At 61.8% G+C, this 14,156-nt stretch carries 10 protein-coding genes and 2 pseudogenes; 8 read left to right on the top strand and 4 right to left on the bottom strand.

Annotated elements, in window-relative coordinates; all coding sequences use genetic code 11:
* Positions 1–180: 180 nt before the first annotated feature.
* Positions 181–329: pseudogene (locus NKI54_RS29015) on the bottom strand (IS630 family transposase); the annotation flags it as partial.
* Between the two features lie 385 nt (positions 330–714).
* Between NKI54_RS29015 and NKI54_RS29010 the strand changes: the two are divergent.
* Positions 715–1,392, top strand: coding sequence for a GntR family transcriptional regulator (locus tag NKI54_RS29010; protein WP_352693056.1), 678 nt, complete (start codon positions 715–717; stop codon positions 1,390–1,392).
* Between the two features lie 11 nt (positions 1,393–1,403).
* Here NKI54_RS29010 and NKI54_RS29005 read toward each other — a convergent pair whose 3' ends face one another.
* Positions 1,404–2,156: an SDR family NAD(P)-dependent oxidoreductase gene (locus tag NKI54_RS29005; protein ID WP_352693054.1), complete on the bottom strand. Its 753-nt coding sequence runs from the start codon at positions 2,154–2,156 to the stop codon at positions 1,404–1,406.
* Between the two features lie 367 nt (positions 2,157–2,523).
* On the opposite strand from NKI54_RS29005, the pseudogene NKI54_RS29000 reads away from it, so the two are divergent.
* The 7 genes and pseudogenes from NKI54_RS29000 to NKI54_RS28970 all read left to right on the top strand — a co-directional run.
* A pseudogene (locus NKI54_RS29000) lies at positions 2,524–3,026 on the top strand (ISNCY family transposase); the annotation flags it as partial.
* A gap of 476 nt (positions 3,027–3,502) precedes the next feature.
* Positions 3,503–4,573 (top strand): TMAO reductase system periplasmic protein TorT, encoded by a 1,071-nt coding sequence (torT, locus tag NKI54_RS28995; RefSeq protein WP_352693052.1) that lies wholly within the window; start codon positions 3,503–3,505, stop codon positions 4,571–4,573.
* A gap of 74 nt (positions 4,574–4,647) precedes the next feature.
* Positions 4,648–6,150, top strand: a complete 1,503-nt coding sequence (locus NKI54_RS28990; protein ID WP_352693050.1) for a sugar ABC transporter ATP-binding protein — start codon at positions 4,648–4,650, stop codon at positions 6,148–6,150.
* The gene (locus NKI54_RS28985; protein WP_352693048.1) at positions 6,147–7,121 is read left to right on the top strand and encodes an ABC transporter permease; all 975 of its coding nucleotides are present in this window, start codon (positions 6,147–6,149) and stop codon (positions 7,119–7,121) included. The genes NKI54_RS28990 and NKI54_RS28985 overlap by 4 nt, the downstream gene beginning before the upstream one ends.
* Positions 7,114–8,103 carry an ABC transporter permease gene (locus tag NKI54_RS28980; protein WP_352693046.1) on the top strand — a complete coding sequence of 330 codons (990 nt, stop codon included), beginning with the start codon at positions 7,114–7,116 and terminating at the stop codon, positions 8,101–8,103. The genes NKI54_RS28985 and NKI54_RS28980 overlap by 8 nt, the downstream gene beginning before the upstream one ends.
* Positions 8,104–8,120: 17 nt before the next feature.
* Positions 8,121–10,181, top strand: a complete 2,061-nt coding sequence (locus NKI54_RS28975; protein WP_352693044.1) for a hydantoinase/oxoprolinase family protein — start codon at positions 8,121–8,123, stop codon at positions 10,179–10,181.
* A 30-nt stretch (positions 10,182–10,211) separates the two neighbouring features.
* Positions 10,212–12,005 carry a hydantoinase B/oxoprolinase family protein gene (locus tag NKI54_RS28970; protein ID WP_352487241.1) on the top strand — a complete coding sequence of 598 codons (1,794 nt, stop codon included), beginning with the start codon at positions 10,212–10,214 and terminating at the stop codon, positions 12,003–12,005.
* Between the two features lie 44 nt (positions 12,006–12,049).
* On the opposite strand, the gene NKI54_RS28965 is transcribed toward NKI54_RS28970, so the two are convergent.
* Complete coding sequence (locus NKI54_RS28965) at positions 12,050–12,733, bottom strand: GntR family transcriptional regulator (RefSeq protein WP_023737066.1); 684 nt, start codon at positions 12,731–12,733, stop codon at positions 12,050–12,052.
* 88 nt (positions 12,734–12,821) lie between these two features.
* The gene (locus tag NKI54_RS28960; RefSeq protein ID WP_352693042.1) at positions 12,822–14,135 is read right to left on the bottom strand and encodes an aspartate aminotransferase family protein; all 1,314 of its coding nucleotides are present in this window, start codon (positions 14,133–14,135) and stop codon (positions 12,822–12,824) included.
* Positions 14,136–14,156: the final 21 nt, after the last annotated feature.

Raw genomic sequence — 14,156 nt, 5'->3', positions numbered from 1 at the left:
GGGGTTTCGGGCGCTCCAGCTAATTCGGGTAACGCGCCCCAAAGTGCAAGTGAAGAGAATGTTAAATCCATTTGTTACTGAAATGTCTGAAATTGCATAGTGTCGCAAGGGATTTCATAATTCTGGCCAGTCGTCGTTCGATTCCTGTCGCGGCCTTGTCGGAGCTGCGCTCGGCGGGCTTTCGGGCCCAAGAGCCGCAATGCGCGAGGGCCGCGTCTTGTCGCGCAACAGCCCTTGAAGCCCTTCGGCGGCGAAACGCTCTGCCAACGCCATACGCAGCTTTTGGACTTGCTGGCCTGCCGGATCATCTCGACGGTGCCGACGTCATCGTCGGTCCAGCCGGTTCGGAGTCGCCTCAGAATCGGAATTTTCTGCCCATCAGACTGGAAATTGACATGTAAGCTTCCCGGCTCCTTCAGATGTCATCATCTCTCGCACACCATCTCATGCCACGCAGATGAGATCGCGCCTTCTTCTTTGGTCACATTCCATTATCAGGATCGGAAAAGAAGGGGTTCCTTGTTTTTTATATGGCTGAAACAATAATTTCACAAATAATTATGAAAACGGACATGTTTGCTGCAGACAATTAACGTACACGTACTTGTCTGCTGCTGAATAACAAAATATAGACAGCGATTATAACTTATAAACGTAGTGAAACGCGTCAATCGGACATTTCCGTACATCTGCAGCAGAGGCGAGGGGAGTCCCATGGGCCCTATGAAGATGCAGCCTGAGGAGATGGGCAGCCTGTCCGCGCGGATTTACAGCAAGGTGCGGGATGGCTTGATCATCGGCAATTTCGCGCCGGGCGACCGTCTCCTTATGCAGGATCTTGCCGGGCAGCTCGGAACCAGCATTACGCCGGTGCGCGAAGCCTGTCTGCGGCTCGTCAGCGAGCAGGCGCTCGAGTTGCGCTCCGGCAGGTTCGCCGCGGTGCCAGACCTCAGCCGCGCCCGCTACATTCAGATCAAGCTGATCCGCGTGGCACTTGAAGGGCTTGCGGCAGAACACGCTGCCGACCATTTTGCCCCCCCCGATCTCGAACAGCTTGAGACCTTCCGCGCCTCATTTGTAGAGAGCAATAAGGCCGGTAATATCAAGGAAGCGCGATCCTCCAATCGCGCTTTCCACTTCGGCGTCTACCGCCTGTCGCGTATGCCGATGCTGATCGGACAGATCGAAAGCATGTGGGCCTCGATGGGTCCAATCCTTAACGTTTACGATCGGGAAATTCCGCGCGGGTACACCGGCGCGGAAGAACATGACCATCTCATCGAGGCCTTGAGGGCTGGCGACAGGAAGAGGGCCCGCGAGGCGATCGAGAACGACATCCAGCGAGGCTCACATGGTTTTCTGCGCTATTTCGACGAGCGCGGCTCCGGCTGAGCTGAATTGCCCTAAGCACCATCGATTTGCGCGACGCGCGGTGTGCGCAGGCCGGCTGTTTCCCCGCCGTCTACAGTCACCACCGTGCCGTTGACATAGCTCGATTGACTCGAAAGTAACCAAGCGACGACATCAGCGATCTCTTCAGGGGCACCGAAGCGGTTGGCAGGGATCCGCAGTTCGAGCTGCTTCTTGCGCAGTGCATCGCTTATGATGTTGCCCATCATGCGTGTTTCGATCTGGCCGGGGCAGACAGCGTTGAAGCGGATCTCCTCGCCGAACTCCAGCGCGAGTGCCTGCGTCAGCCCGATGACCGCGGCCTTCGAGGCGCAGTAGGCAGCGAGCCCTTCTTCGCCCGTCTTTCCGGCGATGCTGGCCATGTTGACAACTGAACCCCTCCCATGCCGCAAGCCGTCCAGCGCATGACGGATGAAGAAAAAGACGCTGCGTGCATTAACCGCAAGGACCTCATCCCAATCGTCCTGGGTGGCGGTGGCGAAGGCAATGCGCTTCGACATGCCGGCATTGTTCACGAGCCCCGCGAGCCGGCCGTTGCCAAGTTCAAGCGCACGGTCGACGACACGGCGGCAATCGTCTTCACGGATGATGTCACCGGCAACGAACGTGACACCGTGATTGGCGCGTTCGAGCGCCGCGCCCGCTTCTGCATCTCGGCCGGTCGCCACCACTCTGGAACCGGCAGACGCAAGTTTCTCCACGCAGGCCCGCCCAATCCCGTGCGTGGCGCCTGTTACGATGATCATTCCAATTCACTCCATTACGCATTTGGCAACCGCACAGTTTGTGGGGCTCGCTTTTGGGCCAATCCCCGCCCCATCAAATCATGACGAACAACGTTGTCGTCTCCTAGGATCAGTGGATCAAGTTGTGACGCAGGTTAAAGCCGGTGGACTGGCCCAAGCGCCGGGCCGTCGGTCCAACGGCTAGATTGGCGACACTGCGCATGTGGCCATGTCTTTCCTCGCGTGATGGGGTGTTCCCTAGAAGCGGAGCGATATGCGGGTGTGACGACCGATAAGGCGGACCGGCTATTCCGATGGGGACATCCATACTGTCGCATGACCGACTCGTCATCCCCGCAAGGCCAGTAATGCCAGAAGTGCTGCACAACGCCAAGAACGCACACCCCCAATCAGTGTTTCGACTGTTCGCGGCACACGGGATCGGCCTCTCAGCTGACAAAACCATGTCGCAATGGCTGGACGTGCATCGCGATTTGCGAGCCTGGTGACGCGGGACCTTGCGCCGGCACGCTATCAAGGGAACCGGCCGCGACGGCTTGCCGGCGGAGGCTGTGCTGCCCTGCCCCTGCTCAAGCAGCACCACCCACTAAGCATCGGGAACCCGCGTTCCATTTAGAAGCCTCCACGTTGCGGGCCTTTGCCCGGCTGCCGGGAGAATGAAGTCGCAAGACAACACCCGCAATCCGGGCGCCGACCTCTAGGAAGAACTCAGGCTGGCAAGCGCCAGACGAGAGAAGTTGGAAAGCGGCACGGTCGTGCGCGGGGAACCGTCATTTCAACAATCATCCGACCGCAGCGTGTTATGGCACGCTGCCGTGCGGTTCAGCGCGGCTGTTGCAGCACGCGAATGCACTGGGCACATCTCCTCCCTAAAGACCCTATGACGATTTGGTCGATAGCGAAGTGCGGCTGCTGACCAATGGCTCTGTATTCGAAGGCCACGCTGATCGCTTTGACTTATTCGCCGGCGCTTGATGTCAGGCAACTCGATCGACAAGCCGCATACCGGTCGGTCGCGAGGAAGCCCACATCGCCGAGGCCAGTTGCATGGCTGCTGTCTCCGACCTCGTCTTTCGTCAAATGGATTGTGATCCCGGTCGAGGCAGCGAAACCGCGATTGAAGACACCTTCCCGGCTGAGCACCGGCTAATGAAAACCCTATTGACTTATAACTTATAAGTAGTACGGTAGCACTGTGAAAATGAACAACGGCGCGGATGGCCCTGAAGGCGAACTCGCCTAGACGGTACTACGATCCGCCAGCAAGCCTCTGCTCCCAAGGCAGACCGCGGAGCCGGCGAAATCGCCGGCTCCGGACCCGGGAACACACGAAAATGGGGAATCACATGACCAAGAATCACGCTTTCCGATCCATCCTCGCGGCGGCTTTCGTCACCGGCGTGGCCGTCCTGCCCAACGCCGCGCAGGCCAAGGATTGGTGGCCCTTCAAGATCAACGCGGCCAGAGGCGGCGATCTGAAAAAAGTCGAGGCACTCGACTATGTGCCGCTGGAAAAGGCCGAGAAGCCCTGGAACCTGTGCGTCTTGTTTCCGCACCTCAAGGACAGCTACTGGGTCTCGGTGGACTACGGTATCGTTGAGGAAGCAAAGCGCCTGGGTGTCAAAGTGACGGTCCTGCAGGCTGGCGGCTATGACGCGCTGCCCAAGCAGCTGTCGCAATACGACGATTGCGTCGCATCCGGTGCCCAGGGTATCCTCGTCGCCGCCATCTCGGAAGCCGGTCTGGCGGCCAAGCTGAAGGAGGGCGACGCCACAGGCCTTGTCCAGATCGCCGTCGCCAATCCCATTCTGGAAACTCCGATCACCGCGCGCATCACTCCCGATACCTACCAGAAGGGTTTTCAGGAGGGTGAGTACCTCAAGAAGTACCTCGGCGACAAAAAGACGACCGCGATCGGCCTGCCAGGTCCGCAGGGATCGGGTTGGGCGGAGAGCTATATGGCGGGCTTTCGCGACAGCATCAAAACCGGCAACATCAAGCTCGCGGCCGAGCTCTATGGTGAGCCCGGCGTTCCGCAAAGCCTGCGCCTCGTCGAGGACGCCCTGCAGACCTATCCCGATCTCAATGTCATCTGGGGCGGGGCTGCTGCGGCGGAAGCGGCCGTCAGCGCCGTCGCCGACGCTGGCCGCGACGATGTCGTGATCATGTCGTCTTACGAGAACCAGATGATGCTGAAGCTGGTCAAGGAAGGCAAGGTGCTTGGCTTTGCCGCCGAGTATCCGGTGATGATGGGCCGCATCAGCGTCGACCTCGCGGTGCGCGCCTTGGAAAAGAAGGACTATGAGAAGGTTCTGCTGGTCGCGCCGGGTATCGTGACCAAGGACAACGTCGACAAAATCGACCCGACGCAGATTTTCGCGCCCGATGGGTGGAAGCCTGAATTTTCGGTACAATAGTCGCATCTTCGATGGGCGGTAGACCTCGGCCTTGGCCTGCCGCCCTTTTAGCTTCGAGTTCGGTGGTGTCAGCGATGCTTGAACTTACGGGTATGACGAAGCGTTTCGGGGGTGTGGTGGCGCTTGACGGCGTTGATTTCACACTGCTGAGCGGTGAGGTCCACGCCCTTCTCGGCGAAAACGGCGCCGGCAAGTCGACGCTCATCAATCTGATAGCGGGAACCTATGGCTGGACCGAAGGCTCGTGCCGTATCGACGGCCAAACCGTTTCCGCGCTGACCCCGCAGAAATCCCGCGATGCGGGCGTCGCGGCTGTGTTCCAGGAATTCAGTCTCGTCCCCGACCTCACGGTCGAGGAGAACCTGTTTCTTGGACGCGAGATCAAAGGAAGGCTTTTCCTGAATCGGCGCGCGATGCGTGCCCGCGCGGAAGAACGCTTCCGCGACATTGGCTTCCACGTCGAGCTGGACAGCAAGATCGAAACGCTGACCCGGGCGCAAAAGCAGATGGTCGAGATTGCCAAAGGCATGCTTTCGGATGCCAAGATACTCATCCTCGACGAACCGACCGCGTCGCTTACCGACGGTGAAGCGGAAAAATTGTTCGCCGCCATCGCGGGCCTCAAGGCACGGGGTGTCGGGATCATCTATGTGTCGCACCGTATGGCCGAGATCCGTCGGCTCGCGGACCGTGTCACGGTCTTGCGAGGAGGGCGCAAGATCGACACCGTGGCCATCGCCGCGGCATCGGACGCGACGCTGATCGAGATGATGGTCGGCCAGCCGGTCGAACGACTTTATCCGTCAATCAGCCAGCGCCCCGCCGAAATAGTGCTGGCGACCAGGGGGATCAGTGTCTCCGGCACCCTATCCGATGCCTCCATCGTGGTCAGAGCTGGCGAAATCGTCGGCCTGGCGGGCCTGGTTGGCTGCGGTCGTAGCGAACTTTGCCGAGCCGTATTCGGCCTGGAGCGTGTGACGTCCGGTGAGATCGAACTCCATGGCGAGGTGGTCAGAGCGCCAGTGCCGCACAGCATGTTGCGTGCTGGACTTTGTTACTACCCGGCCGATCGCGGCGCCGAGGGACTGGCGCTTGGCCGGCCAGGCCGCGAGAATGTGACCATGGCGGCGCTCGACGACCCGAGACTGTCCCAGGCCGGACTGCTCAAGTCGTGGCGCGAGCGCCGGGCGATAGCCGCGCCGTTGAAGACCCTGGGTCTGCGACCGATGGCGCCCGAACGCGCGGCGTCGTCCTTTTCGGGAGGAAACCAGCAGAAACTCGTGCTGGCGCGCGGTCTGATGCGCCCGGTCTCGGTCCATATCTTCGATGAACCGACGGTTGGCATCGACGTCGGCGCCAAAAGCGAGGTCTACCGGCTTATGAAGACCCTGGTCGAGAACGGCGCGGCCATTCTGCTGTCATCGTCCGAACTGCCAGAACTCGTTCACCTGGCGAACCGCGTCTACGTCATGCGCGAAGCGCGCATTGTCGCCGAACTCAAAGACGACGGCATCACCGAGGCCGCGGTGCTGCGTCACTATTTCGACGCCGAAACCGGCGCCACGGAGGCGGCATGAGCCCTGACACGCTGCGGCGCCGTTTTCTGGAAACCGGCGGGATCGTCATCCTGCTTCTGGTCGCGGTCGCGGCCGTGGCCGCGATCGTCGAACCGCGTTTTCTGAACCGCCTGAACATCCTCAACGTCCTGCGCAATTTTTCCTTCTTGGCGATTCCGGCGATCGGCCAGATGATCGTCATGACCACCGGTGGCTTTGATCTGTCGGTCGGCGCCACCATGGCCTTGGCGTCCGTGGTCACGGCCGCGGCGATGGCCGCGATGCCCGACGCAAATGGGGTCCAACTGCTGGTCCCAGTGGCGCTGGCCTTGACCAGCGGCGCTTGTGTTGGCCTGGTAAACGGCACGCTGGTGGCGCGGCTTTCCCTCTCACCCTTCATGGTGACATTGGCATCGTTGTCGATCGTCGCAGGAATTACGCTCTATTACACGCAGGGCATCCCGATCTATGGCGTTTCCGACGCTTTCGTCGATGCCATCGGGCGAGGCCAGGTGCTTGGCCTGCCGCCGGTCTTGCTGCTGGCGATCGCGGTGATCGCCATCGCCATCATTCTGCAGCGTCGGACCGCGCTCGGGCGCCACTTCTACGCCGTCGGCGGCAACGTCGGCGCCGCCCGGCTGTCGGGCGTGCGGACTCACCGCGTGTTGATTACCGCCTATGTGGTCTCCGGTCTCCTGGCCGCGCTCACCGGCGTCCTGATCACCGCTCGCATCGGTTCTGGCCAGTCGACGATCGGCGGCACGCTGGGACTGGAGACGATCGCAGCGGCGGTGATCGGCGGCGTTTCATTGCGCGGCGGCTCAGGCCGCGCCGAGAACGTCGCCATGGCGGCGCTGTGCCTCTCAATCATCGCCAATGCGATGAACCTCACGCAGATCGACAGCAAATTCCAGACGCTGGTTCTCGGTTCGGTGCTCATCGGCGCACTGGCTTTCGACCGAATTGTTCAGGGGAGGCGGGCCAATGTCTGATCGTCCAGACATGGCGGCTCCGGTTGTTCTTGACCGCGCTCGCCCGGACATCCGCCAGTTCGCGGCGCAGGCCAAGCTGCCGGGGCTTGTATTCCTGGCCCTGCTGGTTCTCGGTCTGCTCGACCCGCGTATTGTTTCAAGCGGCAATCTCTGGAACATCGCGATCCAGACCAGTTATCTCGCACTGTTTGCCATGGCGCAGACCATGGTGCTGCTGACGCGCGGCTTCGACCTTTCGCTTGGTTTTACTGTCTCGCTCGTCAGCGTCATATCGGCGATGGTGATGACCGGAAGCGGCGATATGCCGATCCTGTGGGGAATCGTCGCCGGCCTTGGCGTCGGGCTGCTTATCGGCGGGCTGAATGGCTTCCTCATCGCCGGTGTCGGCATCAATCCACTCGTGACGACGCTTGGCATGGCCAACATTGTCATGGCACTGGCGTCAACCGTCAGCGGCGGCTTTCCCGTGCCGGGCATTCCCGAGGCCTTCACGGACGCCTTGGCGGAGGGACGGCTGATCGGCATTCCGGTGCCCATCCTGTTCGCCGCGCTGTGTTTCGCACTGCTGTTCCTGGTCCTGCGCTTCACCGTGTTCGGCCGCGGCCTGTATCTCATCGGCGCCAATCCTCGCGCGGCGAAGGCGGCGGGCGTTCGAACCGGACGTGTCGTTGCGATCGACTACGTGGTCTGCTCGCTGCTGGCCGCGATTGGCGCCATGCTGCTCACCGCGCGCACCGGATCGGGCGAGCCCAATCTCGGCGGCAACCTGACCCTGGAATCGATAGCGGCGGCGGTGGTTGGTGGCGTGCGGCTGACCGGCGGCGAGGGAGGCGTCACCGCGGCTCTGCTGGGTGCCCTGTTCATCACGGTCATTTCCAACGCCATGAACCTCATGCAGGTCGACGGGTATCTCCAGCAGGTTTTGTTGGGCCTCATCATTCTGGCCAGCCTGATACTGGGCCGCGATCACAAGAAACGCTAACAGCTTCGGACCTATAAATGGCTTATCAAGTCTGCATCGATATCGGCGGAACGTTCACCGATTGCCTGGTTTCCGAGCCCGGTGGGAAAATCTCGATCTTCAAATCGCCGACGACGCCCGGCGAATTCGAGAAGGGGTTCATCAACGTGCTGCACGTGGCGGCGGCCGGATACGGGCTCGATCCCGCGACGTTCATGACCAAGATCGACTTGATCGTACACGGCTCGACCGTCTCGACCAACGCGCTGGTCGAGCGCAAGACCGTCAAGGTCGGGTTGATCCTCAACGAAGGACATCAGGACATCCTCGTCTTGCGCGAGGGCCCGCGCAAGGGCGCCTTCCAGTGGCGGCTCGACTATCCGGAGCCTTACGTCTCGCGCCACCTGACGAAGACGGCGCGGGGCCGCGTCGATGCGCGCGGGCGGGAGCTCACGCCTCTGTCGAGATCCGATGTCGAGGCGGCGATAGCCGACTTCCGGCGCTATGGGGTCGAAGCGATAGCGGTCGGTCTGCTTTGGTCGGTCGTCAATCCCATCCATGAAACGACGGTGCGCGATATCATCGCGCAGGCATGGCCGGAGATCCCGGTGACGCTTAGCCATGAAGTCAATCCGATGTCGCGCGAGTACAAGCGCATCATCGCGGCCGCTATCGACGCGTCGATCAATCCGATCGTGCGAACCTATATCGAGGACTTGCGGCAAGCACTTTCGCAGGCTGGTTTCCAGGGCGAGCTGCTGCTGGCCAACTGCGTCGGTGGAATGATGCCTCCCGCCGAGATGCTGCGGCGGCCAATCTACAGCGTCATGTCGGGGCCGACGCTGGCGCCGATGGCGGCGCTGGCGCTGAGCGACGAAGCCAACGTCATCGTCGGTGACATGGGCGGCACCACCTTCGACGTCTCGGCTTTGCGTGACCACCAGATCATCGTCACCCCGGACAGCATGATCCACGACGACTCGCTCGGCATCGCGAAGGTGGATGTGAGATCGGTCGGCGCCGGCGGCGGGTCGATTGCCTGGGTCGATGATGGCGGCCTGCTGCGGGTCGGTCCACAGAGCGCTGGCGCGCGGCCCGGGCCGGCATGCTACGGAGCGGGCGGAACCGCGCCGACGGTCACCGATGCCAATGTCGTGCTCGGCATCATTGACCCGGATTATTTTCTTGGCGGGCGGATCAAGATCAGCCGCGAACTGGCCGAGAAAGCGGTCGCGAGCATCGCGACGCGGCTCGGCATCCCGCTGCTCGACGCGGCTTACGCCATCCAGACCACCAGCAACCACAACATGGTCGGGGCCATCGAGGAAATCACCATTCGCGAGGGCATAAACCCACGCGACAGTTTCTTTGTCTGCGGCGGCGGCGCGACCGCCATCCACATCGCCGAGATGGCCGACATATTGGGCTTGAAACGCTACATGATCCCGCGCTTCATGGCTGGGTTGAGCGCGTTCGGCGGGTTGATCTCTGATATCACGCGCGAGGAAAGCGCGGTTTTCCTGACCTCGACCCGGCGCTTCGACGCCGCTGGCGTCTCCGACATCCTGGCGCGGTTGAAGGTGTCGGGCGAGGCATTCCTCGAACAGGCTGGTGTTGAGCCAGATCTCCGGCGTTTCGAGTTCTCCTTTCTTGGTCGCTACGAGTACCAGTCCTGGGAGATCGAGGTCCATTTCGAGGCCAATGAGCCGCGCCTCGAAGCGGAAAAACTCCCAAGTCTGGTCGAAGCGTTCCATCAGATGCACGAACGCATCTATTCGATCAGATCCGATCGCGACGTCGTCGAATTCACCAACTGGAAGCTGCGCGCGGTCGGCAAGCGGGCTAATCAGGATGCCTGGAAGGACTTCAGGCTGGCCGACCAGGCGACGTCGCCGGTCGCCAAGGCCCATCGGCCAGCTTATTTGCATGAAACCCGGCGGACGAGTTCTCTGCCCGTCTACGACATGGACCAGCTGGGCGCGGGGGCGGCGCTTGACGGCCCCTGCCTGGTGGAGGCGACGACGTTCACCGCCTTCCTCAAGGACGGACACCGTGGGCGCGTCGACCCGCAAGGCAACATTGTCGTGACAGTCGATTGACTCCAACCTTCGCTAACAAGGCACCGCAAAATGAATTCACCTGTCATTCGCCTGGAGACACCAACGCGCCGCGTCGATCCGTTTCTGATGTCGGTTCTGAAAAGCCGGTTCGAGGCCGTCGTGCGGGAAATGACGCTGGTCGTGATGCGGGCCAGCCGCTCAGCGGTGATCAAGAACGCCCGCGACCTGAGCTGTGCGATCCTGACCTATGATCACCGCCTCGTTTCCACCGAGGACGCGCTGCCGATCCACGTCATGTCGATGGATCTGGCGACCCGTCCGATAACGGAGTTGTTCGACGATATCGCCGACGGCGACATCTTCCTCAACAACTGCCCATACACTGGCGGCACCCATCATGCCGACCTGATCATGGCGATGCCGATCTTTTTCGACGGCAAGCCGCTGTTCTGGGCCGTGGCGCTTTCCCATCACGCCGATACTGGCGCGCCGACACCTTCGACCTATCTGCCATTTGCCAAGAACGTTTATGAGGAAGGCATCCACTTTCCCTGCGTGCGTGTGGTCGAACAGCACCGGGAGAAGCAGGACATCCTGCGCATCGGCATGATGCGCAACCGTGTTCCAGACATCTGGCTGGGCGACGTGCGAGCCCAGATCGGCGCCTGCAGGACCGGTCGACGCCGTCTCTTGGAACTGCTTGAAAAATACGGCCGCGACACGCTGCTGGATTTTGTCGAGGACTGGTTCGACTACGGTGCACGTCGCGCCATGGCCGAAATCGCCAAATTGCCGAAGGGCAAGTTCTCCTACGAGGTCCGCCATGACCCGGTCCCCGGCGTGGCGGAGGAGGGCATCCCGGTCAGGATCACCATCGATGTCGACCCTGAAGCCGGCGAGATCACGGTCGATGTGCGTGACAACATGGACAACGTCCCTGGCGGTCTCAATCTGTCGGAAAACACCTGCACGGGCTCGTGCCGCATTGGCGTCTTCAACAATCTCGACGACGGCATCCCGCACAACGAGGGCGCCAAGAGCCGGATCAAGGTGTTGATGCGGGAGGGAAGCGTGGTTGGCAAACCCCGCTACCCCGTAGGCACCTCGGTGGCGACCACCAATGTCAACGACCGGTTGATCATCGCCGGCAATTGCGTGTTCTCGACGATGGGAGAACCCTATGGCCAGGCCGAGAGCGGCTCGCACCTGCCGGCGGGGATCGGGGTGATTTCAGGCAAGGATCCGTTCAAGGACGGGCAGCCCTACGTCAACCAGGTCTTCATTGGCTACGCCGGCGGCGGGGCGCGTCACGGCTATGACGGCTGGTTGACATATTGCGGGCCGGCGAATGGCGGCCTGATCGCGCTGGATTCCGTGGAGGTGGACGAATCCATGTATCCCATCATCATTGAATCGCGCGGCGTGGTGGCGGATACCCAAGGCATTGGCGAGTTCGAGGGTGCTCCCGCGGTGGGGGGTGTCTTCTATCCCGTCGACCACGAGATGACACTGGTCTACTCGGCCGATGGCACAACCTTTCCGCCGCGCGGCGTGCTCGGCGGCGGTGACGCCAAGGCCAGTCGCAGCGCCAAGCGCGGCACGGACGGCAAGCTGGTGGAATTGCCTGCGTTCCATGAGGAGGCGTGTCGCGCCGGCGAGCGCATCGAGTTCGTTGCCTGTGGCGGCGGTGGCTATGGCGACCCGACCAAGCGCGATGTCCGCCGTGTCGCGGCCAGCGTTGACCGCGGCTGGCTGACGAGCGAAGCGGCTCGCCAATCCTACAAGGTGGCCCTGGTGCTGGACGCCGAACAGGGCGTCTGGGTCGTCGACCAGGATGCCACCGCGCGCCTTCGGGCGGCCTGAGCCAGCGCGAAGAGAGGTCGCCAGCAAATGACCGGCGGCTTCGATCACGCCCGCTTGGCGGCCGCGTCCTGCTCGTCGAAGTACCGCAACAGGTTCATGCCACCGCGCACGATGTCGCGTTCGATCGCCTTACGCGCCACCTTCTTGTTGCGGGTCCGGAACGCTTCGATCAGCGTCTCGTGCTCCTCCGCGCCGATGTAATCGTTCTCGGCCTGCAGATAATACACGTTGAGGATAGGGCCCATCGAGACCCACAGGCTTTCGATCTGGGCGATCAGCATATCCATCTTGGACAGGCGGTAGACGCCGAAGTGGAATTCACGATTGGCGCGACGGGCGCGGTCAGCGTCGCCGGACGTTTCGCCGGCCACGAAATCGCGATGGATCTCGACCAGTTTTGCAATGTCCTTCTCCGAAACATGCTCGACGGCGAGTTCGGCCGCTAGTCCCTCGAGCGCGATGCGAATGAGCCGGACCTGCCAATAACGCGACCGGGTCAGCTCTGGAACGGTGATGAACCGCCCCGACCGCAGTTCCAGCGCCTGCTCGCTGACGAGCCTGAAACAGGCCTCGCGCACAGGCGTGACGCTGGTGCCCAGCCGTTGCGCCAGATCCTGCATCAACAGTCTTTCGCCGGGCCGGAAATTGCCGGCGATCAGGGCTTCGCGCAGCGAGATATAAGTTCTCGCCGACAGACTGCCTTGCTCGATTGGCTGCATCGTGCTCATGGTCCACCGCTGCAATCTTGGCCGCACCGAATCGACAACGGATAGTGCGAGACGCTCTTATATCCTATAAGTCCGTTGCGAAACATGGCTAGGAGCTGGCGGGTTTCCCAGCGGAGAGCTTGCGCAGGATTGTCTCGATGATATCCAGCGATTTCTCGACTGTCGCCCGGTCATGGCTCCCTGACAGGTAGAGACGCTTGAGCGGAAGCGGCTGGCCGATCAGCCGGTTCGCCACCATCTCTCTGCGGAATGCAAGATCGAAGACATCGTCGTTGCCCAGCAAGTCCTGGTAGTCGCGGTAAGGACCGCTGAGGAAATAGATCAGCCAGACCGAGCCAAACCCGGCGCTCTGCGCGGGCAGGCCGAGGCGATCGATAATGCCATCCAGCTGCGTGCGCATGAAAGCGCCGAGGGCAAACAGGCGGTCGTAGAAGCCTGGTTTCGACAGCTCCTCGATCGTCGCCTGCATGGCGGCGAGCGTCGACGGCGTGCCGTTGAAAGTACCGCCCATGAACACGGATCCTTCCCCGGTCCGGCCGACGAGCGCCATGAGATCGCGACGACCGGCCACCACGCCAACGGGATAGCCTGAGGAGGCCGCCTTGCCGAAGGTCGCGAGATCAGGCGTGACGTCGGCGATCGACTGATAGCCGCCGAGCGCGTGGCGAAAGCCGGTGATGACCTCGTCGAAGATCAGCACGACACCATGATCGCTGGTCAGGCGACGCAGCTCGCGCAGGAAAACATCCGTCGCGATCACCGACCCCATATTGTGAGCGATTGGCTCGATGATGATCGCCGCGACCTCGCCCGGATTGGCCTTGAGATAATCCTCGACGGCGCCGGCATCGTTGTAAGGCAGCACGATGGTGTGACGGGCGGCATCCTCGAGGATGCCGGCGCTGATGGGATCGTACTTGCCGATCGCCTGCGCGTGCGACTGTACGTTCATGGCGACATAGTCGTGCCAGCCATGATATCCGCCTTGGAACTTGATGATGCGCTTGCGACCGGTGGCGGCGCGGGCAAGGCGCAGGGCGTGATAGGTCGCCTCTGATCCGGAATTGCAGAAGGCGACGAGATCCGCGCAAGGGATGCAGTCGACCAGCGCCTCCGCCACCTCGATCTCCAGCCGCATCGTTCCCGCGCCGACAAGATCGATGTCCTGGGAGACCGCAGCGATGCGTTCACGCACCGCCGGATGACAGTGGCCAAGCACGTTGGCGCCGAAGCCGCAGTGGAAGTCGGTGTACTGGTGTCCCTCGACGTCGTAGAGAAACGCACCCTGCGCCCGGGCAAATACATGCGGCGCGCCGAGCCTGCGGCTCGGGCTGAGCAATCCGCCCGGCATCACCGCACCGGCGCGCTCGATGAGTCGGGCCGTGTTATTCTGATCGGTCATCGGAATGTCCGTGTCCGTGCA

The organism is Mesorhizobium sp. M0663 (genome assembly GCF_040320585.1).
Classification (GTDB): domain Bacteria; phylum Pseudomonadota; class Alphaproteobacteria; order Rhizobiales; family Rhizobiaceae; genus Mesorhizobium.
The sequence above is the reverse complement of the archived record's forward strand: the minus strand, read 5'-3'. Positions and strand labels throughout refer to the sequence as shown.